Annotated in this window: 20 protein-coding genes; 10 read left to right on the top strand and 10 right to left on the bottom strand. The window is 67.2% G+C overall.

All coding sequences use genetic code 11. The features are described from left to right. Nucleotides 1-2: 2 nt before the first annotated feature. Both E5CHR_RS16080 and E5CHR_RS16085 read right to left on the bottom strand, forming a co-directional pair. A complete protein-coding gene (locus E5CHR_RS16080; protein ID WP_162580780.1) occupies nt 3-1,202 on the bottom strand; it encodes a substrate-binding domain-containing protein in 1,200 nt (399 codons plus the stop codon). A gap of 153 nt (nt 1,203-1,355) precedes the next feature. After that, on the bottom strand, nt 1,356-2,888 hold the full coding sequence (locus E5CHR_RS16085; RefSeq protein ID WP_162580781.1) for a sigma-54 interaction domain-containing protein: 1,533 nt from the start codon (nt 2,886-2,888) through the stop codon (nt 1,356-1,358). A gap of 411 nt (nt 2,889-3,299) precedes the next feature. Here E5CHR_RS16085 and E5CHR_RS16090 point away from each other — a divergent pair, with 411 nt between their 5' ends. From E5CHR_RS16090 to E5CHR_RS16105, 4 genes are all read left to right on the top strand, one after another. Further along, nucleotides 3,300-4,802, top strand: coding sequence for an efflux transporter outer membrane subunit (locus tag E5CHR_RS16090; protein WP_162580782.1), 1,503 nt, complete (start codon nt 3,300-3,302; stop codon nt 4,800-4,802). Between the two features lie 5 nt (nt 4,803-4,807). Next, a complete protein-coding gene (locus tag E5CHR_RS16095) occupies nt 4,808-5,962 on the top strand; it encodes an efflux RND transporter periplasmic adaptor subunit (protein WP_162580783.1) in 1,155 nt (384 codons plus the stop codon). 28 nt (nt 5,963-5,990) lie between these two features. After that, nucleotides 5,991-9,119 carry an efflux RND transporter permease subunit gene (locus E5CHR_RS16100; RefSeq protein ID WP_162580784.1) on the top strand — a complete coding sequence of 1,043 codons (3,129 nt, stop codon included), beginning with the start codon at nt 5,991-5,993 and terminating at the stop codon, nt 9,117-9,119. Between the two features lie 139 nt (nt 9,120-9,258). Next, on the top strand, nt 9,259-9,618 hold the full coding sequence (locus E5CHR_RS16105) for a hypothetical protein (RefSeq protein ID WP_162580785.1): 360 nt from the start codon (nt 9,259-9,261) through the stop codon (nt 9,616-9,618). Here E5CHR_RS16105 and E5CHR_RS16110 read toward each other — a convergent pair whose 3' ends face one another. The 7 genes from E5CHR_RS16110 to E5CHR_RS16140 all read right to left on the bottom strand — a co-directional run bounded on the left by E5CHR_RS16110 (nt 9,619) and on the right by E5CHR_RS16140 (nt 16,635). Beyond that, nucleotides 9,619-10,896 carry an erythromycin esterase family protein gene (locus tag E5CHR_RS16110; RefSeq protein ID WP_162580786.1) on the bottom strand — a complete coding sequence of 426 codons (1,278 nt, stop codon included), beginning with the start codon at nt 10,894-10,896 and terminating at the stop codon, nt 9,619-9,621. It lies immediately after the preceding gene. Between the two features lie 136 nt (nt 10,897-11,032). Continuing rightward, a complete protein-coding gene (locus E5CHR_RS16115) occupies nt 11,033-12,073 on the bottom strand; it encodes a flavin reductase (protein ID WP_162580787.1) in 1,041 nt (346 codons plus the stop codon). Beyond that, the gene (locus tag E5CHR_RS16120) at nt 12,070-12,438 is read right to left on the bottom strand and encodes a VOC family protein (RefSeq protein WP_162580788.1); all 369 of its coding nucleotides are present in this window, start codon (nt 12,436-12,438) and stop codon (nt 12,070-12,072) included. The genes E5CHR_RS16115 and E5CHR_RS16120 overlap by 4 nt, the downstream gene beginning before the upstream one ends. 8 nt (nt 12,439-12,446) lie before the next feature. Further along, nucleotides 12,447-13,232 (bottom strand): SDR family NAD(P)-dependent oxidoreductase, encoded by a 786-nt coding sequence (locus E5CHR_RS16125; RefSeq protein ID WP_162580789.1) that lies wholly within the window; start codon nt 13,230-13,232, stop codon nt 12,447-12,449. Nucleotides 13,233-13,245: 13 nt separating this feature from the next. After that, on the bottom strand, nt 13,246-14,313 hold the full coding sequence (locus tag E5CHR_RS16130; protein ID WP_162580790.1) for an LLM class flavin-dependent oxidoreductase: 1,068 nt from the start codon (nt 14,311-14,313) through the stop codon (nt 13,246-13,248). A 209-nt stretch (nt 14,314-14,522) separates the two neighbouring features. Beyond that, on the bottom strand, nt 14,523-15,509 hold the full coding sequence (locus tag E5CHR_RS16135; protein ID WP_162580791.1) for a Bug family tripartite tricarboxylate transporter substrate binding protein: 987 nt from the start codon (nt 15,507-15,509) through the stop codon (nt 14,523-14,525). A 46-nt stretch (nt 15,510-15,555) separates the two neighbouring features. After that, nucleotides 15,556-16,635, bottom strand: coding sequence for an LLM class flavin-dependent oxidoreductase (locus E5CHR_RS16140; protein WP_162580792.1), 1,080 nt, complete (start codon nt 16,633-16,635; stop codon nt 15,556-15,558). Between the two features lie 121 nt (nt 16,636-16,756). Between E5CHR_RS16140 and E5CHR_RS16145 the strand changes: the two genes are divergently transcribed. Further along, nucleotides 16,757-17,698, top strand: coding sequence for a LysR family transcriptional regulator (locus E5CHR_RS16145; protein ID WP_162580793.1), 942 nt, complete (start codon nt 16,757-16,759; stop codon nt 17,696-17,698). A gap of 34 nt (nt 17,699-17,732) precedes the next feature. Here E5CHR_RS16145 and E5CHR_RS16150 read toward each other — a convergent pair whose 3' ends face one another. Continuing rightward, on the bottom strand, nt 17,733-18,614 hold the full coding sequence (locus tag E5CHR_RS16150) for an SMP-30/gluconolactonase/LRE family protein (protein ID WP_162580794.1): 882 nt from the start codon (nt 18,612-18,614) through the stop codon (nt 17,733-17,735). Nucleotides 18,615-18,888: 274 nt separating this feature from the next. Between E5CHR_RS16150 and E5CHR_RS16155 the strand changes: the two genes are divergently transcribed. From E5CHR_RS16155 to E5CHR_RS16175, 5 genes are read left to right on the top strand one after another with little or no spacing between them, the layout of a single operon-like run. Then, nucleotides 18,889-19,659 (top strand): enoyl-CoA hydratase/isomerase family protein, encoded by a 771-nt coding sequence (locus tag E5CHR_RS16155; protein WP_162580795.1) that lies wholly within the window; start codon nt 18,889-18,891, stop codon nt 19,657-19,659. A gap of 3 nt (nt 19,660-19,662) precedes the next feature. Then, complete coding sequence (locus E5CHR_RS16160; protein ID WP_162580796.1) at nt 19,663-21,804, top strand: acetate--CoA ligase family protein; 2,142 nt, start codon at nt 19,663-19,665, stop codon at nt 21,802-21,804. 8 nt (nt 21,805-21,812) lie between these two features. Continuing rightward, a complete protein-coding gene (locus E5CHR_RS16165; RefSeq protein ID WP_162580797.1) occupies nt 21,813-23,015 on the top strand; it encodes an acyl-CoA dehydrogenase family protein in 1,203 nt (400 codons plus the stop codon). 1 nt (nt 23,016) lies between these two features. Then, entirely contained in the window at nt 23,017-23,979 is a 963-nt protein-coding gene (locus E5CHR_RS16170) for an acyl-CoA dehydrogenase family protein (protein ID WP_162580798.1), read from the top strand. Nucleotides 23,980-23,993: 14 nt separating this feature from the next. Then, nucleotides 23,994-24,752, top strand: coding sequence for an SDR family NAD(P)-dependent oxidoreductase (locus E5CHR_RS16175; protein ID WP_162580799.1), 759 nt, complete (start codon nt 23,994-23,996; stop codon nt 24,750-24,752). Nucleotides 24,753-24,771 lie beyond the last annotated feature (19 nt).

Below are 24,771 nucleotides of genomic sequence, written 5' to 3' on the forward strand. Positions count from 1 at the left end.
CTTCAGCGCTTGTTCTTGATCGGAATGTCCATCTCCGACGCCTTGATCTCGTGCACCAGTTCCGGCACGCCCCAGGCGAAGGCCGGGTCGGCCTTGATCTTGAAGTGGTACATGCTCTGCAGCGCCTGGTGGTCTTCCTTGCGGAAGGTCATCGGGCCCTTCGGCGTATCGAAGGTCATCCCTTCCATCGTCGAGATGAGCTTGTTGGTGCCGGTGTCGCCGCCCGTCTTCTTGAGCGCCGTCACCACCGCCATGGCCGCGCTGAAGCCGCCGGCGGTGAAGAAGTCCGGAGGCGTCTTGAATTCCTTGTAGTGGGCCGCGACCAGCGCCTCGTTCACCGGGTTCTTCGGGATGCCGAAGTAGTAGTAGGTCGCGCCTTCCATGCCCGGGAACTGCTTGTAGCTGGCCATGGCCGGCAGGATGTTGCCGCCCGTGGCGATCTCGATGCCGTAGCGCTTGAGGTCGAGGTCGGCGATCTTGAAAGGGTTGCCGGCGCCTGCCCACACGATCCAGATCACCTTGCGGCCCGGCTGATCCTTGAGCTTGTCGATGAGACGCTGCGCGCCGGCAGTGAAGTCGGTCGTGTTCTGCGGCAGGTATTCCTCATGGACGATCTTGGCCTTCTTGATCGCCTCCTTGAAGGCCTTCACGCCGTCGCGGCCGAAGGCGTAGTCCTGGGCCAGCGTTGCGATGCTCACGCCCGGCTTGTCGAGCGCGACCGCGTTGCTGATCGCGTCCTGGCTCGAGTTGCGGCCGGTGCGGAAGATGTACTTGTTCCACTTGTCACCGGTGATCGAGTCGGCCACGGCGGGCTCGACCAGCAGGATCTTCTTGTACTCCTCGGCCACCGGCAGCATCGCCAGCGCCACGCCCGAGGAGGTGGGGCCGACCGCCAAGGCGGCCTTGTCATCCGCATAGGCCGCTGCCAGCAGCGACTTGCCGAGATCGGGTTTGCCCTGGTCGTCCTTCTCGATGACGACGATCTTCTTGCCGTTGACGGCCATCGTGCCGCCGGTGGCGTAGTCCAGGCCCATCATGAGGCCGGTCTGCGTCTGCTTGCCATAGGCTTCCAGCGGGCCGGTCTTGCTGTAGATGTGCGCGATGCGGATCTCGTTGGACTGGGCCAGCGCAGGGGTGGTCAGCGCGGTGGCGCCCAGAGCTGCTGAAACGGTGGCGAGGGCGACCAGATGGCGACGGTGCATTCTTTTGTCTCCTGAGGGATGGATGACTGAATATTGCACACTTCGTGCCAACTGCGGCCTCAGCTGCGGCCGGGGACTTTCCCGCAGACTGCGAACGAAAAGACTGAAAGCAGGACACTCCTTTTGCCCGAATTTCAGTCAACTGCACTCTTTTCAGTCAGGGTTTTCCAGGCGTTCATACAAGGTCGCACGCGAGATTTTCAGAAGCCGCGACGCCGCCAGCTTGTTGCCCCCCGTCGCCGCCATCGCAGCGGCAATCGCCTTGCGCTCCAGCTCCGCGACCTGCTCGGCCAGCGGGCGCAGCAGCAGCGCCTTGTCGTCGGCCGCGGCCGTGCCAGGGGCCGGTTGCAATGGATCGGGCGCGGCGATCTTCTCCTGCCCTGTCTCGCGCAGGATCCGCTCCAACTGCGCCGCGTCGATGCGCTGCGAGTCGCTGCGCATGGTGACCTGCTCGAGCACGTTGCGCAGCTCCCGGATGTTGCCTCGCCAATGCTGAGCGGCCAGCAGCGCCAGCGCGTCCGGCATCAGCTCCGGCGGGGCCTCGCCGCTGCGCAGCGCCATGTCTTCCCCCAGCGCTTCGACCAGCGCCGGGATGTCGGCGCGCCGCTCGCGCAGCGGCGGCACGCGCACCGGCAGCACGTTGAGGCGGTAGAACAGGTCCTCGCGGAAGCGCCCTTCGCGCACCAGCGCCGGCAGGTCGCGCGAGGTGGCGGCGATCACGCGCGCGTCGAAGGGCACCAGCTTGTTCGAACCCAGCGGCTCGATTTCGCCCTCCTGCAGGGCGCGCAGCAGCTTGGCCTGAAGCGCCAGCGGCATGTCGCCGATCTCGTCGAGGAAAAGCGTGCCGCCGTCAGCCAGCTTGAACTTGCCCTCGCGCGCCTTGCGGTCCGCACCGGTGTACGCGCCAGGGGCGACACCGAAGAACTCCGCCTCCAGCAGCGTGTCGGGCACCGCCGCGATGTTCACGCTGACGAAGGCGTTGCGGGCCCGGGCCGAGGCGGCATGGATCGCATGCGCCAGCAGTTCCTTGCCGGTGCCGGTCTCCCCCAGCAGCAGCACCGGGCTGGAAGACTGCGCCGCGCGCCGCGCGTGGCGCTTGACCTCCACCGCCGCCGGGCTGGCGCCGATGAAGCTGGCAAAGGTGTACTTGGAGCGCCGCTGCCCATCGGCCGAGTGCTGCCAGATCGGGTTGTTGCGCTGGGTGGCAAGCTCCCGCCGCGCATCGTCCAGGTCGCGCTGCAGCAGCGCGAACTTGCTGATCAGCGGCTGCAGCGTGTCCTCGGGGTGGTCGAAAAGCACGATCCCGATGGCGCCGATCACCGCGCCGGCCGCGCCATCCTCGCGCTCCTCGCGCAGCGGAATACGGCTCACCACGAAGGTGCCGGCCTTGTTGGTCAGCAGGTCGATCAGGATCGGCTCGCCGGTCTCCAGCACGCGCTGCATCAGCGTGTTCGGCACCACTTCCTCCACCGGATGGCCGAGGAACTGGTCGATGGACGAGAAGCCCAGCGCCGGCAGGAAGCGGCGATAGCCCTCGTTGACCCAGACGATGCGGCCGCCGCGGTCGACCAGGAACATGCCCTGGCTGATGCTGGAGAAAAGATGAAACATCGAGCGCGCTGCCAGCGCCAGGATGCCTTCGGCATCGAGCGGCAGTGCGGCGGTAGGCGCGGTGATGGCTGACATGGCGGAATACTAGCTCGCCCCCAGGTTGGCTCACTTCGTGTAGCCGCCCACCCCCTTCCGGGGGCAACACCAGCGGCCCGGCAAAGCCGGTTCCGCGGTGAGCATGTTGCTCCCCCCCAGGTTGGCTCACTTCGTGTAGCCGCCCGCCCCCTACCGGGGGCAACACCAGCGGCCCGGCAAAGCCGGTTCCGCGGTGTTCCCCGAATGTCCATCCAAGCTTCATGCGCCGCGGGTCGCGCGAAGCACTGTGGAGCACCTGCCATGCAAAGTTTTTTTTGATCCGCCGTAGGGGCTTGAATGCCGGCGCGCGCCGTCTTGCTATGCTGCTCGGCTTGCCCGGCCCACGCGGCTGCATCCGGCCAGCGACGCGACCTACCCGGCCGCCAGCCACGCCAAATTTTGCGGAACCTCATGAGGAATTCCCGGCTTCGCGCGCTCTGCTTCGCGCTTCCTTTCACGCTCCCTTTGGCGTTCTCCGCCTGCACGCTCCCGCGTCCGCCAGAGAAGGTCACGGCGCCGACGCCGGTCCAGTGGAGCACTCCCCTGCCGCACGGCGGCTCACTGCCCGTGCTGGCCGACTGGTGGCGCCAGCTCGACGATCCGCTCCTGGTCGAGCTGATCGATGCGGCCCAGGCCGCCAGCCCCAACGTGGCGAGCGCCGCCGCGCGCATTGCCGAGGCACGGGCCTCTCGCGTGGCTGCAGGCGCGGCGCTGGCGCCCAGCCTCAACGCCAATGCGTCGGCAAGCCGCAGCAATTCACCCACCAGCGGCTTCGGCGGACTGAGCGGCACCGGCAGCACGGGTGCCGGTTCGACGAGCACCTCGATCCCCGCGATCACCACGCTCCAGGCCGGCCTGCAGTCCAACTGGGAGCTCGACCTGTTCGGCGGGCTGCGCGCCACCCGCGATGCCAACCAGGCGCGGCTCGACAGCACCGTGGCCCGATGGCACGAGGCGCGGGTCTCGGTGGCGGCCGAGACGGCCAACGCCTATTTCGGCGAACGCGCCTGCCGGCGCCAGCTCGCCGTGGCCACTGACGACACCCGCTCGCGGGCCGAGACCGCGCGCCTCAACGACCTGTCCGCACGCGCCGGCTTCACCGCGCCGGCCGACGCCGCGCTGGCGCGCGCCGGCGCCTCCGATGCATCGGCCAGGCTGACCCAGCAACGCGCCCAGTGCGCCCTGCTCCAGCAAGCGCTGGTTGCGATGACCGGCATCGATGCCCCCACGCTGCAGGCCCGGCTCGACGCCGCGCCCGTCGAGCGCGCGCTGCCGGGGGTGCAGCCTGTCGCCAGCGTGCCCGCCGAGGTGCTGGCCCAGCGGCCCGACGTGTATGCAAGCGAGCTCGGCGTCGCCGCCGCCAGCGCCGAGGCCGGCTCCGCGCTGGCGCAACGTTTCCCGCGCCTGACGCTGCAGGGGTCCATCGGCCGACTGCAGTTCCGCACCAGCGGCTTTCGCGAGACGGTCGACACCTGGAGCATCGGCCCGGTGGCCCTGACCGTGCCGATCTTCGACGGCGGCACGCTGGCTGCCAACGTGGACGCTGCGCGAGCCCGCTACGACGAAGCCGTCGCGCTCTACCGCGGCAGCGTGCGCCAGGCGGTGCGGGAGGTCGAGGAAGCCCTGATCAACCTGCAGAGCACCGACCAGCGCGCGGGCGACGCCGACGCCGCGGTACAGAACTACCAGGCTTCCTTCGACGCCACCAGCGCGCGCTACCAGAGCGGCCTGGCCAGCCTGTTCGAGCTCGAGGACTCGCGACGCACGCTGTTCGCGGCGCAGACCGCGCGCGTCTCGCTGCAGCGCGAACGCGCCGAGGCCTGGGTTGCGCTCTACCGCACCACCGGCGGCGGCTGGTCCCGGCCGGGCACCGAATCGACAAGCACCTCTTCGATCGCCACGTCGGCGAAGTAGCTCCTATGACAAGAATGAAGCGTTCCACCCTCCTCATCATCGTGGCCGTGGGGGTGCTGCTGCTCGCGGCCGCCGCCTTCCTGTGGTCGCGCGGCAAGCCGGCCGAGCACGCAGCCGGCAAGCCGAAAGAAGCCGCCGCCCAGCCGAGGCCCGCGCTCACCGTGACGGTGGCCAGGCCCGAGACCAGCGAACTCACCATCACGCTGGCCGCCAACGGCAACGTCGCCGCGTGGCAGGAGGCCAGCATCGGCTCCGAGTCCACCGGCTTGCGCCTGGCAGAAGTTCGCGTCAACGTCGGCGATGCGGTCAAGAAGGGCCAGGTCCTCGCCACCTTCTCCCAGGAGACCGTGCAAGCCGATGTGGCCCAGGCCCGCGCCTCGCTGGCGGAGGCCAGGGCCACGGCGGCCGATGCAGCCGGCAACGCTGCGCGCGCCCGCACGCTGCAAGCGACCGGCGCACTGAGCCAGCAGCAGATCAACCAGTACCAGACCGCCGAGCAGACCGCGAAGGCGCGCGTCGCGGCGGCCGAAGCCGTGCTGGCCGCGCAGCAGGTGCGCGGCCGCAACACCCAGGTGCTGGCACCCGACGACGGCGTGATCTCGGCGCGCACCGCCACCGTGGGCAGCGTGCTCGGCGCCGGGACCGAGCTGTTCCGGCTGATCCGCCAGGGCCGCCTCGAATGGCGCGCCGAGGTGACCTCCGCCGAACTCAGCCGCGTCACCGTCGGCACCCCCGCCGTGATCACCAGCGCCAGCGGCGCCCAGGTCAGCGGCAAGGTGCGCAGCATCGCGCCGACCGTCGACCCGCAGACGCGCAATGCCCTCGTCTACGTCGACATCCCCGGCGTGCAGCAGGCGAGCGCCGTCAAGGCCGGCATGTTCGCGCGCGGCGAGTTCCAGCTCGGCCGCAGCAGCGCGCTGACCGTTCCGCAAGCGGCCGTGGTGCCGCGCGACGGCTTCAACCACCTGCTCCTGCTCCAACCCGACAACCGCGTCGCCCAGCTCAAGGTCGAGACCGGCCGCCGCGTGGGCGACCGCGTCGAGATCACCACCAAGCTGCCCGACGACGCGCGCATCGTGGTCCAGGGCGCGGGCTTCCTGAACGACGGGGACCTGGTGCGGGTGGTGGATGCGCTGCCGGTGAAGCGAAGTGCACCCTGAGTATTCACCATCCAAAGCGAGCCACTGAATGAACGTCTCCGCCTGGTCCATCCGCAACCCCATCCCCGCGGTGATGCTGTTCGTGCTGCTCACCTTCGCCGGGCTGCTGTCCTTCAACGCGATGAAGGTGCAGAACTTTCCCGACATCGACCTGCCCACGGTGACCGTCTCGGTTTCGCTGCCGGGCGCGGCGCCCTCGCAGCTCGAGAACGACGTGGCGCGCAAGATCGAGAACTCGATCGCCACCGTGCAGGGCCTCAAGCACATCACGACCAAGGTGCAGGACGGCGCGGCCACGATGATCGTCGAGTTCCGCCTCGAGAAGCCGGTCCAGGAAGCGGTCGACGACGTGCGCTCCGCGGTGCAGCGCGTGCGCGCCGACCTGCCGGCCGACGTGCGCGATCCGGTCATCAACAAACTCGACTTCGCGGCACAGCCGGTGCTGGCCTTCACCATCGCTTCCTCCCGCATGGACCCGGAGGCGCTCAGCTGGTTCGTCGACGACACGGTCACCAAGAAGCTGCTGGCCATCAGCGGCGTCGGCGCGGTCAACCGGGTCGGTGGCGTCACGCGCCAGGTCCACGTCGACCTCGACCCTGGCCGCCTGCAGTCGCTCGGAGCCACGGCGGCCGACATCTCGCGCCAGCTGCGACAGGTGCAGACCGAGAGCGCGGGCGGGCGCACCGACCTGGGCGGCAGCGAGCAGCCGGTGCGCACGCTCGCCACCGTGCGCTCCGCCGATGCGCTGCGCGACATGCAGATCCCGCTGTCGGATGGGCGCAGCATCCGGCTCGACCAGGTGGCGCGTGTCTCCGACACCATTGCGGAGCCGCGCGCCGCCGCCCTGCTCGACGGCAAAGCCGTGGTTGGCTTCGAGGTCGCGCGCAGCCGCGGCGCGAGCGAAGTCGAGGTCGGCGCCGCGGTGCAGAAGGCACTGGCCGAGCTGCGCGCGCAGCACCCTGACATCCAGCTCACCGAGGCCTTCAACTTCGTCGAGCCGGTGGAGGAAGAATACGACGGCTCGCTCCACTTGCTCTATGAAGGCGCCCTGCTCGCGGTGATCGTGGTCTGGTTGTTCCTGCGCGACTGGCGCGCCACCTTCGTGTCGGCCGTCGCGCTGCCGATGTCGGCCATCCCCGCCTTCATCGGCATGCACTGGCTGGGCTTCTCGATCAATGTCGTCACGCTGCTGGCGCTGTCGCTGGTCATCGGCATCCTGGTGGACGACGCGATCGTGGAGGTCGAGAACATCGTGCGCCACCTGCGCATGGGCAAGACGCCTTACCAGGCCGCGATGGAAGCCGCCGACGAGATCGGCCTGGCGGTGATCGCCACCACCTTCACGCTGATTGCCGTGTTCCTGCCCACGGCGTTCATGAGCGGCGTGGCCGGCAAGTTCTTCAAGCAGTTCGGCTGGACCGCCTCGCTCGCGGTCTTTGCCTCGCTGGTGGTGGCGCGGATGCTCACGCCGATGATGGCGGCCTACATCCTGAAGCCGCTGGTCGGCGCCGAGAAGGAGCCGCGCTGGCTCAGTTTCTACATGCGCCTGGCCGAGCGCAGCCTGCGCCACCGCTTCACCACCATGGTGCTGGCCACCCTCTTCTTCTTCGGCTCGATCGCCCTGATCCCGCTGCTCAAGACCGGCTTCATCCCGGCCGACGACAACTCGCAGACGCAGGTCTATCTTTCGCTGCCGCCGGGCGCGACGCTGGCGCAGACGCTGGCGATGGCCGAGGAGACCCGGCAGCGCGTGATGGCCGTGGAACACGTGAAGAGCGTCTACACCACGGTGGGCGGCGGCAGTGCGGGCGGCGATCCCTTCGCCAGCTTCGGCACGCCGGAGACGCGCAAGGCGACGCTCACCATCAAGCTGGCCGACCGCGGCGACCGGCCGCGCAAGCAGGGCATCGAGAACAACATCCGCAAGACACTCGAAACCCTGCCCGGCGTGCGCACGACCGTCGGCCTCGGCGGGTCGGGCGAGAAGTACATCCTGGTGCTGACCGGCGAGGACCCGTACGCGCTCTCGACCGCGGCGCGCGCGGTCGAGAAAGACCTGCGCACCGTCCCCGGCCTGGGCAACATCACCTCCACCGCCAGCCTGATCCGGCCGGAGATCGCGGTGCGGCCGGACTTCGCGCGTGCCGCCGACCTGGGCGTGACGAGTTCGGCCATCGCCGAGACCCTGCGGGTGGCCACGCTGGGCGACTACGACCAGGCGCTGCCCAAGCTCAACCTGGCGCAGCGGCAGGTGCCGATCGTCGTCAAGCTGGAGGACTCGGCGCGGCAGGACCTGTCGCTGCTGGAGCGCCTGACGGTGCCTGGCGCGCGCGGCCCGGTGATGCTGAGCCAGGTCGCCGCGCTGACGATGGAAGGTGGGCCGGCCGTCATCGACCGCTACGATCGCTCGCGCAACGTCAACTTCGAGATCGAACTCTCGGGCGTGGGCCTGGGCGACGCCAAGAAGGCGGTCGAAGCCTTGCCCTCGGTGCGCAACCTGCCGCCCGGCGTGCGCGTGGCCGAGGTCGGCGACGCCGAGATGATGAGCGAGCTGTTCGCCAGCTTCGGCCTGGCGATGCTGACCGGCGTGCTGTGCATCTACATCGTGCTGGTGCTGCTGTTCAAGGACTTCCTGCACCCGGTCACCATCCTGTGCGCGCTGCCGCTCGCGCTGGGCGGGGCCTTCATCGGCCTGCTGCTGGGGCAGCAGGCGCTGTCCATGCCCTCGATGATCGGCTTCATCATGCTGATGGGTGTCGCAACCAAGAACTCGATCCTGCTGGTGGAGTACGCGATCGTGGCGCGCCGCGACCACGGAATGACACGCTGGGATGCGCTGCGCGACGCCTGCCACAAGCGGGCGCGGCCGATCATCATGACCACGCTCGCCATGGGCGCGGGCATGGCGCCGATCGCCTTGGGCCTCGGCGCGGCCGATTCCAGCTTTCGCGCGCCGATGGCGATGGCGGTGATCGGCGGACTGATCACCTCCACGGTGCTGAGCCTGCTGGTCGTGCCGGCCGTCTTCACCTACATCGACGACATCGAGCACTGGCTGCATCGCATGGTGGCGCGCATGCGTGGCCGCCAGCCCGACGCGGCAGACGCTCCCGAGGGGCCGCCTCCGCGCACTCGCGAGCAGCCAGCGGCCCGCTGAGGTGTGGTGCGGCAATCCGCGGCACCGCATCGGCCGCGTTCCGGGGCACGCCCTTGGCCTACTCGCCTTCGCTGCGGCCGCGCACAGCATCGGGCGGCGCATCGTGCGACGCTGCCGAAGCCCTGCAATGGAGAACACCGTGAAGCCCTCCCAGTTGCCCCGCACCTTCTTCGTTTGCGCCGGCCTGGCGACCGCTGTCGCCGCGTCGGCCCAGTCCGCCCCCGATGCGCTCCAGCGACGCTACGAGCGCGACATTGCAGCCTGCAACAACGGCACCCTGGCCACGCCGGCGCGCGAAGCCTGCATCCGCGCGGCCGGCACGGCGCTCGACCGCGCGCGCGGCGGTCCACCTTCCGAAGTGCCCCAGCCCTCCGCGGACGGGCGCGCCACGATCGTGGCACCGCCCGGCGCGGCCGCTTCGAGCGGCTCCGACGCCATCACTTCGCGCGACGGCCGCGCCACCATCGTGCAGCCGGCCGGCCAGGCGCCGCAGCGGTAGCTACGCCAGCGACTCCAGCGCCGAGGTCTGGTCCAGATGGACCAGGGCGTCGAACTGCTCGGCGACGCGTGCCTCGAAATAGTGGCTCTGCCGTTCGGTCGCCGGTGCATAGATGACGCCGATGGCGCGCTGAAGCCGCGCGTCGCGCAGGGCCTCGGCAAGCACCTGGTGGTTGCGCAAAATCAAGGCGAAACGCCCGAGTCCTGTCTCGTGCAGCAGCGCCTCGATGCTGCCCGCCAGCGGCGGGTTGATGCGCTTGCGCTCCGCGTCCCCATCCCATGCCGACGCGGCCATGACTTCGCCGGAGGCCGTGGTGAAACCGACATTGAAGCACTGGCCGCCATAGCGCTCGCGCATGAGCTGGCCCACGTTGAGCTCGCCGATGTTCGCCATCTCGGTGGCGCGTGCATCGCCCAGATGCGAGTTGTGGGCCCACACCGCGATGCGCGCAGGCCTGGACCGCCGGGCGCTCAGGTGCGCATCGAGCGCCTCCAGTGTCTGCGCCATGTGCTGGTCCCGCAGGTTCCAGGAAGCCACGCGGCCCTTGAACATGGTGCGGTAGTAGTGCTCGGCGTTGCGCACCAGCCGCGCGTTCTGCTCCGCATGGAAATGCGCGTCGACGCCGGCATGGACCTTCTTCTCGCGCAGCTCCATCAGTTGCGCCACCGCCGCATCCTCGCAGCTGGCGCTCAGGCCGAAGGCGGCAGCGTGTCCATAGGCTTGCGTGTCCTCGGCGAAATGATCGAAGCAGCCATAGCGGGAGCGAGCACGGCGCGCCGCCTCGGGGTCGACCCGGTCGAGGTATTCGAGCACCGACTCGATCGAGGTGTAGAGGCTGTACAGGTCGATGCCGTAGAAGCCGACGCGCTGCTCCGGCGCCCTGCCCTGGTTGAAGGCGCGCAGCCAGTCGACGAACTCGCGCACCGGCGGGTTGCGCCACATCCAGGCCGGAAAGCGCTGGAAATCGCCGAGCGCCTGCAGCGCGCTCGAATCATCGGACAGGCCGCGAACGAATCGATCGACCCGCAGTGCATCGGGCCAGTCGGCTTCGACCGCGACCGCATCGAACGCCTTCTCCTCGATCAGCCGCTTCGTGATGGCAGCGCGCTCGCGGTAGAAATCGTCGGTTCCGTGAGAGGCCTCTCCGAGGAGTACGAAGCGCGCGTCCGCAACGGCGAAGAGCAGCGCGGCATGGCAGTGCGGAGAAGTTCCGAGTGGGCACGCCGCCGCACGGATCGCACGGATCGCACCGTCGTCGTCCTGCCCTTTGCCGCGCATGCCGATCTCCTGTGTCTTCCACCAACGTGGGATCCAAAGGCTAGAACGACGGCTCGGAGGCGATGTCGGACCGCGCTTCGCGCAGCGTAGGAATGCAGCCCGCGATGGGGCTGGGCGGCAGCCGCCCGCCTGGCGTTCAGCGTTGGGCCGGGGCCAGGACGACGCCGCTGTCGTCGTGCGCGCCATCGCCCTGGCGCAACTTCGCGATCAGCTCGTCGAGCGCATTTGCTGCGCCTTCCGCATCCCGGGCCCGCAGGCATTGCACGACCTTGTGCCGCAGCGGGAACGCGTCGGGCCTCGGGCGCACGGGGATCACGTGCGTCATGCGCTCGCGCAAGACGGTGGTCATCGTCTGCGCCATGAGACGCAGCGCTTCGTTGTGGCCGGCCAGCGCAATCGACGAGAAGAAGCGTGCCGTGGCTTCGATGCGCTGCGCCAGCGCATGCTGGCCCTGGTGCTGCTCGATCTCGTTGGCGGCGGCCTCGATCGCGTCGACTTCTGCATCGGACCCCCGCTCACAGGCCAGCCGGAGCAGCGTGCCATAGAGGGAGCGGTACGCCTCGTCGATGTCGGCCGTGCCGAGTCGTCCCTCGAGCACCACCTTGCGCAACGATTCGGCCAGCATCATGTAGGCGCCCTTGTAGAACACCAGCGCATGGTCGGCCGAACCGGTGGCCATGTGCTTCACCTCGCCGATGAAGATCTCGTGGTCCCCGGCCTCGTGGCGCGCGTGCACACGGCACTCGAAGCTGGCGAGGCAGTCGTCGATGAGCGGCGTCCCGAGCGGGCCCGCACGCCAGGCCACGCCTTCGAACTTGTCGACGATCTTGCTCGATGCAAATCGCGCGGACAGCAGGTCCTGGCTCTGGGACAGGATGTTGATGGCGAAGGCATCGGCCTCCACGAACGCACGCAGCAGGCTGCTCGCCTTGCGCAGGCTGAAGAGTACCAAGGGCGGCTCGAGCGAGACCGAACTGAACGAATTGCAGGTCAGCCCCGCGGGTCGTCCGTCGGCGGCGTTGGTCGTGATGACGGCCACCCCGGTCGGAAAGCACCCCAGCAGCTGGCGAAACAGCTTGGGCTCGATGGCATCGATGTGCGGCGTCGAATGGCTCACTGGAGTACCTTCGCCTGCGGCTGCGGTGCTATTCGACTTCGGAACGGCCGTGCGTCTCATGGTGTCGTCGTCCCCTGGCGTTTGAAGAGTTGAACGATGTTGCCCTCGGGGTCGCGCAGCGACAGCACCGCGCCGTGCGACCCCATGTCCCGAGTGCCGAGGACCTCGCCGCCGGCGGCCGCGACACGTTCGATGGTGGCGGCGAAGTCCTCCACCTCGAACACCATGACGACGCCGGAAGTCGCAGGCAGTGCCTCTTCGCGGCAAGCCAGCGCGACGCTGGTGTTGCCCACCCCGTACTGGATCCATCGGTCCTTGTCCCGGAACTTGAGCTGCAGCCCGAGTGCCGATTCGTAGAAGGCATGGAGTTCGGCGGGCCGCTCGGCCACCACGAACACGTTCTGCAGGCGCTTTGGCGATTCCATGGTGCGGCTCACGATGCGTTGTTGTAGACGTTGGCCAGCGAGGCCTTGAGGAATCCGCCATCGACCACGAGGTCCTGTCCGTTGATGTACGTGGACGCATCGCTCGCCAGGAAGCAGACGGCACCGGCGACGTCCGAGGGAACGCCGACGCGGCGCGCCGGAATCCTCGACGTCCGGGTCTTCAGCACGGCCTCGTCGCGGTAGTGCACTTCAGACAGGGGCGTGCGGATCATGCCCGGGCTGACGGAGTTGGCGCGGATTCCGCGCGGGCCCCATTCCACAGCCATCTGATGGGTCAGCGCCCGCATGGCGGCCTTGGTCGGCCCATAGGCACCCACCCGCGTGGACACCTGCGCTGCGATGGATGCGATGTTGATGATGCTGCCCGCCTCCCGGTCGAACATCATCGGCACCAGTGCCTGCGCACACAACAAGGCGCCGCGCAGGTTGACGTGGAAGATGCGGTCCCACAGCGCGATCGGGAAGTCCTCGAGCGGCACGGGCGACGAGGTGATGGCTGCATTGTTCACCAGCACATCGCAACGGCCGAAACGCGAACGCGTCAGCTCGGCCATCGCGGTGATCGAAGCAGGGTCCGCGATGTCGCACTGCACGCTCAGCGAGCCGTCCGCCTCGACAGGCGCGGCCGGATAGCTGATGTCGACCTGCACCACCTGCGCGCCGATGGCGCGAAGTTGTTCGCACATCGCAAGGCCGAGGCCCCCGGAAGCGCCGGTGACCACGGCCACCTTGCCTTGCAGGGCGTGGCTGTCGAAGGGATTGGGAGAGGACATCGCCGGGCGTTCTTCAGGCTGCCACGGCATTCATCGACTCGACTTCCTTGCGGATGGCCGGGATGATCTTCTCGCCCCACAGCTCGATCTGGCGCAGCATGGTCTTCTGGTCGAAATCGCCCAGCTGCGTCTGCAGCGCGATGTGCTTGGGTCGCAGGATGCTGATTTCTTCCAGCATCTTGTCGATCACCTGGTTGACCGAACCCACGGGCAGGTTCTTGCGCAGTTGCTCGAAGCTCGGGTCCGTGGGCGACGGCACTTCCTTGACCATGTAGCCGTCGTCGGATTGCGCGCGGCGGAACTTGAGGCTTTCCGAGATGCGGCGCTGGAAGCGCGCGTTGTCCAGGTAGGCGTCGATCTCCGACTGCTTGTCGGATGCGAATGCGCAGCGCAGGAAGCCGAACTTCACGTCCTCGTCGAGGTCGGCGTTGTTGTCCGCTGCGACCTTGTCCAGGCGCTCGCGCAACGACACGATGGCGTCCGTACCGTTGAGAAGTGCCGTCACGAAAAGGTTGTGGCCTTCGCGCACGCCGCGCCCGAGCGTGACGGGATTGCCCGATGTGATCCACAGCGGCGGCATCGGGTCTTGCACAGGCCGCACGGCGATGGAACTGGGCGGCAGCTTGAGAAACTTGCCGTCGTATTCGACGATCTTCTGGGTCAGGCCCTTGGGGATGATGTCGAGGAACTCGTTGTAGATCGCACCCGAATCCTCGATCTTCACGCCGAAGCGTTCGAACTCGAATTCCTGGTAGCCCGAGCCGATGCCGAGTTCCAGGCGACCGTTCGACACCGTGTCGACGAAGCCCACCTCGGCCAGGAAGCGCGCGGGATGGTACAGCGGAAGAATGCAGACGGCCGAGCCCAGCCGGATGCGCTGGGTCTTGGCCGCCATGTGCGCGATCATCATCAGCGGCGACGGTGAGAGCGAGTAGTTGTTGAAGTGGTGCTCTGCATACCAGGCGGTGTTGAAACCGGCCTGCTCGGCCACCACGGTCTGCTCGATCGAGTTCTGGATGACCTGCTGCGAGCTCTGGTGATAGCCACGCTGCTGCGCCAGGATGAATACGCCGAATTCCATGTTTTCTCCGAGTCGGTTGGGTGGATGTGCGATGAAGAGAATTCTGCGGTCGCGCTCGTCGATCGGGAATATGGAAGGAGCGTGATTCAGTCCTGCAAAAAAGTGCGGGATGCCACCGCACTGATGGACGCCCATCGCCGCGGGCGCAAAAAAAAAGACCGGAGCCTCTGGCCCGGTCTGTCGTTGGCACCGCAAAAGCAGCCAGCCGTCTACTTGTCCTTCAGGTCCGTGGTTTTCGCCAGGCCCTGCCAGATGGCAGCGTCCTTCTTGATCGACGCTGCGAACTGCTGGGCAGAGCGCGCCGGGGGCACGATCATGTTCTGCCCTTCGATCTTCTGCCGCACCTCGTCGGTCTTCTGCAAGCGGTTGATCTCCGCGTTGAGCCGATCGATGATTTCAACAGGCGTGCCTGCCGGCGCGAATACGCCGTACCAGCCGTCGGCTTCGAACTTGTAGCCCTGTTCCGCAAGCGTGGGCAGGTCCTGCGTGGCGGGCCAGCGCTGCGAACCGGTCTGTCCCAGTCCCACCAGCCGGCCGCTGCGCATGTGCTGAAGCGGGGATTGGATATCGGTGAAGCCGACGCTGATGTTGTTGGCGATCAGGTCGGTGACCTCGGTGACGAGCGTCTTGTACGGCGCGTGGGGCATGTCGAGGCCGTAGTGCGCCTTGATGCCTTCCATGGCCAGGTGGCCGGAGGAGCCGGTGCCCCATGAGCCGTAGGCGAGCTTTCCGGGGTTGGCCTTGGCGTAGGCCACCATGTCCTTCAGGTTCTTGAAGCCCATGCTCGGATTCGCAACCAGCAGGATGCCCGCCGCGCCGATCTGCGTGATCGGGACCAGGTCCTTTTCCGCGTCGTAAGGGAGCTTGGGGTGAATCACCGGGTTGATGAGGATGGCCGACGAGGGGGCGAACAACAGCGTGTAGCCGTCACCCGGCGCCTTGGCCACCGCGTCGCACGCGATCAGGCCATTGGCGCCGGCCTTGGGGTCCACCACCACTGGCTGCTTCAGCACTTTCGAAAGCGGCTCGGCGATCAGGCGCGCGAAGGTATCGCCGCCGGCACCGGCCGAGCCGGCGACCACCAGGCGTATCGGTCGGGAGGGCCAGTTGCCCGTGCTGGCAAAGGCGCCGACACCGGCGCCGAGCAGCATGCTGCCGAGCAGGACGGTGCGTCGTTTGATGGGTACTTGGATCATGTAAGAGTCTCCGATTTCTTGGGCGGGTGATAGTGAAGGTCCGCCTCTACGCGGCGAGCGCGCGAGCATCGGGCTGGTTGCGCTCCAGCTCCTTGTTGATGGCGGGAATGATTCTTTCGCCCCAGAGGGCGATCTGCTTGAGCATGGTCTTCTGGTCGAAGTCCCCCAGCTGGGTCTGCAGCGCGATGTGCTTGGGGCGCAGGATGCTGATCTCTTCGAGCATCTTGTCGATGACCTGGTTGACCGAGCCCACGGGCAGGTTCCGGCGCAGCTGCTCCATCGTCGGGTCGGTCTCGGAGGGAACCTCCTTGATCATGTAGCCGTCGTCGGATTGCGAGCGGCGGAACTTCAGGCTTTCCGAGATGCGGCGCTGGAAGCGCGCGTTGTCCAGGTAGGCGTCGATTTCGGCGCTGTTGTCGGACGCGTAGGCGCAGCGCAGGAAGCCGAACTTCACATCGCGGTCGAGGTCCTTGCCGTTGTCGCCGGCTACCTTCACGAGGCGCTGGCGCAGTTCCTGGATGCCTTCGTTGCCCTTGAGCAGCGCGGTCACGAACAGGTTGTGGTTCTCACGCACGCCCCGGCCCAGCGAAACCGGATTGCCAGACGTGATCCACACCGGCGGCATGGGGCTTTGCACGCAGCGCACCGCAATGGAGCTGGGCGGCATCTTGAGGAACTGGCCGTCGTACTCGAAGATCTTCTGGGTCAGGCCCTTGTTCAGGATGTCCAGGAACTCGTTGTAGATCGCGCCCGATTCGGCGATCTTCACGCCGAAGCGGGCGAACTCGAATTCCTGGTAGCCCGAACCCACCCCGAGGTCGAGTCGGCCTCCTGACACCGTGTCCACGAACCCGACCTCGGCCAGGAAACGTGCGGGTTGGTAGAGCGGCAGGATGCAGACGGCTGTGCCCAGGCGAATCCGCTGTGTCTTGCCGGCCATGTGGGCCACCATCATCAGCGGAGACGGGGAAAGCGAATAATTGTTGAAATGGTGCTCCGCATACCAGGCATTGTGGAATCCGGCCTGTTCGGCTGCGATGGTCTGCTGGATCGAATTGTCGATGACCTGCTGCGAAGTCTGGTGATAGCCCCGTTGCTGGGCCAAAATAAATACGCCGAATTCCATATATTCCCCGCAAAATTAGCATCCGCTTTGGCATCAGCAAAGGGCTTCTTAATTCTAGATAGACAAACAGGATCGACTATGGCAAAAACTGCAGATCTGAACTGCGCAAACCGGAGGATTCATGGATAGATTGCGGGCCATGGAGCTGTTTCTATCGATCTCCCAGACGCGGAATTTTTCTGAAACAGCGCGGCGCTTCGGCATATCGGCCACGGGCGTGTCGCGCATGATCACCGACATCGAGGACGAACTGAAGGTCAAGCTCCTGCTGCGCTCGACCCGCCAGGTCGCGCTGACGGAGTCGGGCGAGGAATATGCGCGGCAACTGGAGGGCATCCTGTGGCGCATCAACGAACTGCAGGCCAACATCACGGCCATCAGCTCCGCGCCGCAGGGCTTGCTGCGCGTCCATTCGCGCGTGATGTTCGGCCTGGGCGTGTTGCCGCCGCTGCTCGCTGCGTTCCGCAAGCTCTACCCCGAGATCCACGTCGAACTCACGCTGACCGAGGCCGCCGTGGACCTGCGGCGCAACCAGTTCGACATCGACTTTCGCATTTCGCCGCCGGTGGAGGCCGGCGTGAAGCGCCGCATGCTTTTCCAGAGCGAGCGCCACCTCGCGGCCAGCCCCGCTTACCTGGCCGGGAAGCCCGCCCTGCAGATTCCCGAAAACATCCTGGAGCACGACTGCCTGGCCTACGAGTTGCCCGGCAACGAATACACCTGGATCTTCAAGCAGGAGGAGCGGCTTGCTGAAATCGCCTTCAAGCCTCGCCACGTCAGCAACAACGGCATCGCCTTGCTGGAACTGGCGCGCCTCGGCGAGGGGCTGGTGCTGCTGGATGACTACACGGTGCACAACGACATCCGTGCGGGCCGGCTCGTCAGGGTGCTGACCGACTATCGCATCAGCAACAAGGGCTTCGACGAAGGCATGTACGCGACCATCCTGGACACGCCCATCATCCCGGCCAAGATCCGCCTGTTCCTGGATTTCGTCGCCGAACACGTTGCCGGCCCCGAGTTGCGCTTCGCGGCGCACGGCAAGGCCCCAGGACTCGCATAACCAGGCTCCGAAACCTCCGCGCAGCGGGCGCGGTCTAGAGCGGCATTCGGCATACCGGCCGCGCGAACCCGCGAAAGCCCAGGCCGGTCAGTTTGAGCACGGCTCCGTCCAACGGTCCGGATGCGCTCAGCCGGCCGCTGTCGCTGATGCTGGTGACGAACAGATCGCCCATCTGCGGTCCGCCGAAGCACAGCGCGCTCGGGTGGGCCAGCGGGAGTTCGATCTTGTGGGTGAGCCGTCCCTGGCCGTCGAAGCGCGCGAGCGCCCCGGTGCGCACCAGCGCCGTCCACAGTCCGCCCTCGGTGTCGAAGGCGCAGCCATCGGGCCCGGAGTCAAGGACCTCCGTGCGGACGAAGACCTGCTTGTCTGCCAGCGTTCCGTCTGCCGCGAACGCATACGAATAGATGACCCTCGCAGCGCTGTCGGCCACGTGCAAGCGCCCGTTGGCCGGATTCACGCAAGGTCCGTTGGCAACCCCCAAGCCCTCGTCGAGCTTGTGCAGCTGCAAACGGGTGTCCAGCCGGTACAGGCCGCCCAGCGGTGGCTCGTCGGCCGCGCGAAACACATGCATGGTGCCGACCACGAAGCTGCCATCGGGCAGCGAGATGCCGTCGTTCAACCGCAGATGAGGGCTGCTCGCCTCGATCCGCGCGAGCGAGCGCAGTCGCCCGGTGCGAAGGTTCAACGCGGCGATTTCCTCCTTCAGCGAGAGCACGATGCAATCGAAACCGTCGCCGTTGAATGCAAACGAGCCGAGGGGCGGCGGCGCTTCATGGCGCGCGGTCACCTCGCCGGTGTCGGAATCGAGCGCAAGGATCAGGCCCTGGCGGCAGTCCATCAGCCACAGATGCGCCCCATGCCACAGCGGGCACTCGCCCAATGCCGTTTTCAAATTACCCAAGCGCCGAATTTCCATTTTCAACACGCCTTTATTTGCAACTCGGATATCGATTTAAATATCCGTCACTCGATTGAAAAGTAGGTAAAAACCCGGGCGATCGGGACAAGTTTCTGCGCCCCCTATTCGAGTGCCCGGCGCATGTTAGCAACCCGGCGTCCGGCGGATGCTGGCCGAATGCTTCACTTTCTGCAGAACACTCTCTCGGAATAATCGGAAATGAATTCGACTGTCATTTCTATAATCAATCGAGCAATTCTGCAGCAGCAAGCTGGCTTTAAAGAGGTGGTGTATGAGCGATGAATGGGTTCGTTTGGAAGTGTCAGACGGCGTGGGCCTGGTCACCATGGACCGCAAGCCGGTCAACGCGTTGAGCCGCCAGATGCGCCGCCAGCTGGTGGCCACCTTCGACGCCATTTCCGAACGCGAGGACATCCGCTGTGCGGTGCTCACCGGCGCGGGCGACGTGTTCTGTGCAGGTGCCGACCTGAAGGACCGCCCGAGCGCGGAGATCGCCGGCGACTTTCTCGAGCACAACCGCATCACCCGCGAGACCGGGAACGCCATTCGCGAGTGCGCCAAGCCCGTGATTGCCGCCATCAACGGTGCGGCATTGGGCGCCGGCTTCGGCCTGGCCGCCGCGTGCGACATCCTGTATGCGTCCGAGAACGCGACCGTGGGCATGCCCGAGATCAACGTCGGCCTGGCGGGCGGCGCCTCGATGCTCAAGACCTTGTTCGGCCGCTCCACCCTGCGCCGCATGTTCTTCACGGGCCAGCGCCTGAGCGCGCACGACCTGCTCAAGCGCAACGTCATCGAAGACGTGCTGTCCGAGAAAGACCTGCTGCCGGTGACGATGGCCCTGGCCCGCGAGATCGCCTCCAAGGCACCGCTGGCCATCGCCTATGCCAAGCGCGCAGCCAACATGGTGGACGTGATGCCGCAACGCGATGCCTACCGCTTCGAGCAGGAGTTCACCATGGCGCTGTCGAAGACCGAAGACGCTCGCGAAGCGCGCATGGCTTTCCTCGAAAAGCGCGCTCCGGTTTTCAAGGGACGCTGAACCATGCTGACCCAGGTTCAAGCAGCCCCTGGCGCCGGGCTGGACGCATTCTTCAAGGCCGACGGCGTGGCCGTGATCGGCGCCTCCGACGACATCACGAAGATCGGCGGCCGCCCTGTGCAGCTGCTGCGCAAGTACGGCTACGCGGGCGCCATCTATCCGGTCAATCCCAAGGGCGGCACCATCCAGGGCCTGCAGGCCTACGCGTCGATCCTGGACACGCCCGCGGCGCCGGAGCTGGCCATCGTGGCCGTGCCCGCCGGCGCCACGCTGCAAGCGGTGCGCGACTGTGCCGAGCGCGGCGTGCGCGGCGTGACCGTGCTGTCGACCGGCTTTGCCGAGGCCGGCCCCGAGGGCGCAGCGCTGCAGGCCGAGCTGGTGCGGGTCGCGCGCAACCACGGCATGCGCTTGCTGGGCCCGAACTGCCTGGGTGCCGTCAGCGTCGTGGACAAGCTGGTCGGTTCGTTCTCCATCGCGCTGGAACAAAGCATGCCGCCCGCCGGCCAGGTGGGCATCGTTTCGCAGTCGGGAAACATCGGCAGCTTCACCATGCGCAACATGGCCGATCGCGGCCTGGGCGTGAGCCGCTTCATCGCCACCGGCAACGAAGCCGACGTGGATGTGGCCGATGGCATTGCCGCATTGGCGCACGATCCCGCCACGCGCATCGTCCTGTGCTGCATGGAAACCTGCCGCAACGCGGGGCGCCTGCTGGAGGCGCTCGACATGGCACGCCGCCAGCACAAGCCGGTGATCGTTCTCAAGATCGGCGCGACCGAGCAGGGCCAGGCGGCCGCTGCTTCGCATACCGGCGCGCTGACGGGGTCCGACGCGGTGTTCGATGCCGTCTTCCGCCGCTACGGCGTGTTGCGCGTGCGCTCGTTCGAAGAGCTGCTCGAAGTGGGCCATGCCGTTGCCCTGCTGGGCGCCACGCGGCTGCCCACCACCGACGCCGTGACGCTGGTGGCCGCTTCCGGTGGCTTCGGCATCATGATGGCCGATGCCATGGTGGAAGCCGGCATGAAGTTGCCCCAGCTCGCCGATGCGACCAAGGCCCTGATCCGCGAGGCCGTGCCCACCGCCGGCACCAACAATCCGGTGGATGCATCGGCCCAGATGTCCGCCCGGCCCGACATCCTGCTGAAGATGCTCACCGCCCTGCAGGACGACGAGAACGGCAGCACGCTGGTGCTGCTGCTGGCGCTGTCGCTGTACAACCCGCGGTTGCGCGGCGTGTACCTCGACGCCCTGTCGAAGATTCGCGCCAGCCATCCCGACCGCCTGCTGATCCTGATCAGCCAGGGCCCGGCCGATGCAGTTGCCGAGATCAATGCGCTCGGCATCCCGGTGTTCCCCGGCATTTCGGCGGCAGCCCGGGGCCTGGCAGGCCTGGTCAAGCTCGGCCAGCTCGCCACCTTGCCTGGCGCCCCTGCGTATGGTGGGCCGGTCGACCCGGTCGACCCGGCCGTGTTCCGCAACGAGTTCCATGCCAAGAAGGCCCTGGCGGCTGCCGGCATCAGCGTGCCGCGCGAAGCGGTGGCGACGTCGGCGGACGATGCCGTGCGCAGCGCGCAGGCCACCGGCTACCCCGTGGTTCTCAAGATCGCTTCGGAAGACATCGCCCACAAGACGGAGATCGGCGGCGTGGCGCTGAACCTGCAGGACGACGATGCCGTGCGGGACGCGTACGGCCGCCTGGTTGCCAATGCCGCGAAGCACGCACCGCAGGCGCGGCTGGACGGCGTGCTGGTGGCCCCGATGGTCCGCGGCGGCGTGGAGCTGATCGCCGGGGTGTCGCGCGACCCTGTGTTCGGGCCGGTCGTCATGGTGGGGCTGGGCGGCATCCACGCGGAGATCCTCAAGGATGTCGCCGTGCAGGTGGCGCCCGTCTCCGAAGACGAGGCGCTGCACATGATCCGCGGCCTCAAGATGTTCGCGCTGCTGGACGGTGCCCGTGGCCAGCCGAAGGCCGACGTGGCTGCCGCCGCTCGCACCGTGGCGCGGCTTTCGGAGTTTGCATGCCGCCATGCCGAAGACGTGGCGGAAATCGACATGAACCCCATCCTGGTCAAGCCCGAGGGCGAAGGTGCCCTTGTGCTGGATGCGCTGATGGTCCCGACCTCCCGCAACACCACCGCCCATTGAAGTCCCTCATGCACATGGAAAAGAACCCGGCCATTCCGGCCGCTTCGGCAGGTCCGGCCGTCTACCGCCAGTACGCGCGCCAGTGGCTGCGCGCCAACCTGCCCGAGCACATGCGTGCGGACAGCATCGACTACCGCACGCCGACGCTGGACGAGTGCCGCGACTGGGAAGCGTCCATGTACGACGCAGGCCTGGCGGGCATGACCTGGCCGAAAGCCTATGGCGGCCTCGGCCTGACACTGCGGGAGCACCTGGCCGTCAACAAGGAAGTGGGCGCGCTCGCCATGCCCGAGAGCGTGAGCTCGATCGGCAAGGAGCTGGCGGGGCCGATCATCCAGACCGTCGGAACGGAAGAGCAGAAGCAGATGTTCCTGCCGGCCATTCTCTCGATGCGCAACTATTGGTGCCAGGGCTTCTCCGAGCCCGACGCCGGCTCCGACCTGGCGCGCCTGCGGACCAAGGCCGTGCAGGAGGGCGACACCTGGCGCATCAACGGACAGAAGATCTGGACCAGCGGTGCCGCCAAGGCGCACTACTGCCTGCTCCTCACCCGCACCGGCACGGTCGCCGACAAGCACCGGGGGCTGCTGATGTTCGCCGTGCCCATGGACACGCCCGGCATCCGCGTGGTGCCGATCAAGTCGATCGACGGCAAGGAATCCTTTGCCGAGGTCTTCTTCGACAACGTGGCGGTGCCGGACAGTGCGCGCCTCGGCGCCCCGGACGAGGGCTGGAACGCGGCCATCCGCGTCTTGTCGATCGAGCGCGCCACCAACCGCATGTACCGCGCGTGGCGCTTCGAATGCGAGCTGCGTCAGCTCGTTGCCGCGTGCAAGTCCGACCCGCAACTGTCGAAGTTGCTCGACGACGGCTACTACCAGCGCCGCATCGGCGATGTGGTGGGCGAGATCGACGCACTCAAGGGCCTGGTCGAGCGCACGGTGGACCAGATGATGGCCGGCGACAAGATCGGTGCCCGCGGCTCGCTGACCAAGCTCTTCTGGTCGGAGTGCCACCAGGCCTTCATGGGACTGGCGCTGTCGGTCGTGTCGCACGTCGACCCCCGTTCCAGTGCGCTGGCGCAACGCGCCCGCAAGCACTTCAGCACGGGCTACCTGTACGCCCGCGCCGAGACCATCTATGCCGGCACCACCGAAGTGCAGTTGGACATCATTGCGCAGCGCATCATGAATTTGCCGAAGGACCTCTGAGATGAGCAACCCAGACAACGATCTCAAGCCCGAAGAGTTCGCCCAGGCCGCGGCGGAGGCGATCGCCGATGCGCAGAGCCGCAGCTTCGGCGATGCCGCCCGGGTCCTCGCCAGTGCCGGGCTGTGCGGTGTATGCGCGCTCGAAGACGCGGGCGGCCTTGGATTGGGCATCGAGTTCGCCCTGCCCATTGCGGCCGAAGCAGGCAAGCTGCGCTTGCAGTGGCCGCTTCTCGAAACCATCCTGATCGCCAAGGCGCTGGGAGGCTCTCCGCTCTCTGCGGAACTCGCCGGCGGCACACGCGTCGCTACATGGGCCTTGCAAGGCAGTCTGCAGGACCGCTGGGCGGGACAGGCCCGCTGTGCCAAGGACTGCGACTGGGTGCTGGTGGCCGACGGGCACGGCGCAGCCGCCCTGCTCGACCTGCGCTCCGTCGAAATCCAGGACGACGGCGCACTGGACCCGGAACACCCCCAGTCGTGGCTGGCGCTCGAAGGCGCCAAGGTGCTGGCCGAACTCGACGCCGCCACATTCGCTGCACTGCAGCGCGACTGCCAAGTCCTGATCGCCGGCTTCGTCAACGGCGCCGCCGAAGCCGCACTGGCGACCACGGCGGAGTACATGTCGACCCGCGTGCAGTTCGGACGCCCGCTGTCGGCCAAGCAGGCCGTGCGCCACCTGCTGGCGCGGATGCGCCTGCTGCAGGAAGCCTCCAATGCCGGCATCCAGCGCGTGCTCGGCACGGATGAATACGGCAGCGTGCGCAGTGCCCAGCCGGTGCTGGCCAACGCGCTCGCCAGTGCCGCCTTCGTCCTGGAGAAATCCATCCACCTGCATGGCGGCATGGGCTTCACCTGGGAAGTCCCTTTGCACTATGCGCTGCGCGAAGTACGGAAGTTCGATGCGGCCTTCGGATCGGGCGCGCTGGCCTGCCAGGTCGGCCGGGACTTCATCCGGTCTGTATGAACCAAGGAACACCAATGAACCAGGATCTGCTCGGCCGCGTGGCCCTCATCACCGGCGCAGGCGCCGGTATCGGCCGCGAAACCGCCTTTCAGATGGCCGCGCGCGGCGCCGTCGTCTGCGTGAACGACCTCAAGGAAGACCTGGTGACGCCCGTGGTGGAGGACATCAAGTCCCGCGGCGGGCAGGCCATCGGCATCGCGCTGAACATTGCCAGCCGCGAAGGCATTCGCGAGGCCATCCAGCGCGCATTCGAGCACGGCAAGCGCTTCGACATCCTGGTCAACAACGCGGCCTGGGTGCGCTACCAGGCCATTCCGGAAATCATGCCGGAGACCGTGGACCGCATGCTGGATGTCGGCTTCAAGTCCGTGATCTGGGGCCTGCAGGAGGCCGTGGCAGTGATGGACCCGCAGCGCGGCGGCTCGATCGTCAACGTCGCGTCGGTCGCGGCCCTGCGCTCGGCCGCCAACTCGGTGGTCTATTCCGGCATCAAGGCAGGCGTCCTGGGCATCACCCGCGCCGCGGCCGCGGAACTGGGTGCGCGCAACATCCGCGTCAATGCCGTGTGCCCCTCGGCCGTGCCCACCGAAGGCACGCAGCGAAACCGCAACGCCGAGCGCGATGCCAACCGCATCGCCCGCACGCCGCTGGGCCGGCTGGGCACCGTGGAAGACATCGCGCGCAGCATCTGCTTCCTGGCCAGCGACGACGCGGGCTTCATTACCGCGCAAGCCTTGACGGTGGATGGCGGCATCACGCTGACCAACATCTGATCTCCCTGCCGACCCGCAG

The sequence above is a fragment of the Variovorax sp. PBS-H4 genome (assembly GCF_901827205.1).
In the GTDB taxonomy this organism is placed as follows: Bacteria; Pseudomonadota; Gammaproteobacteria; order Burkholderiales; family Burkholderiaceae_C; genus Variovorax.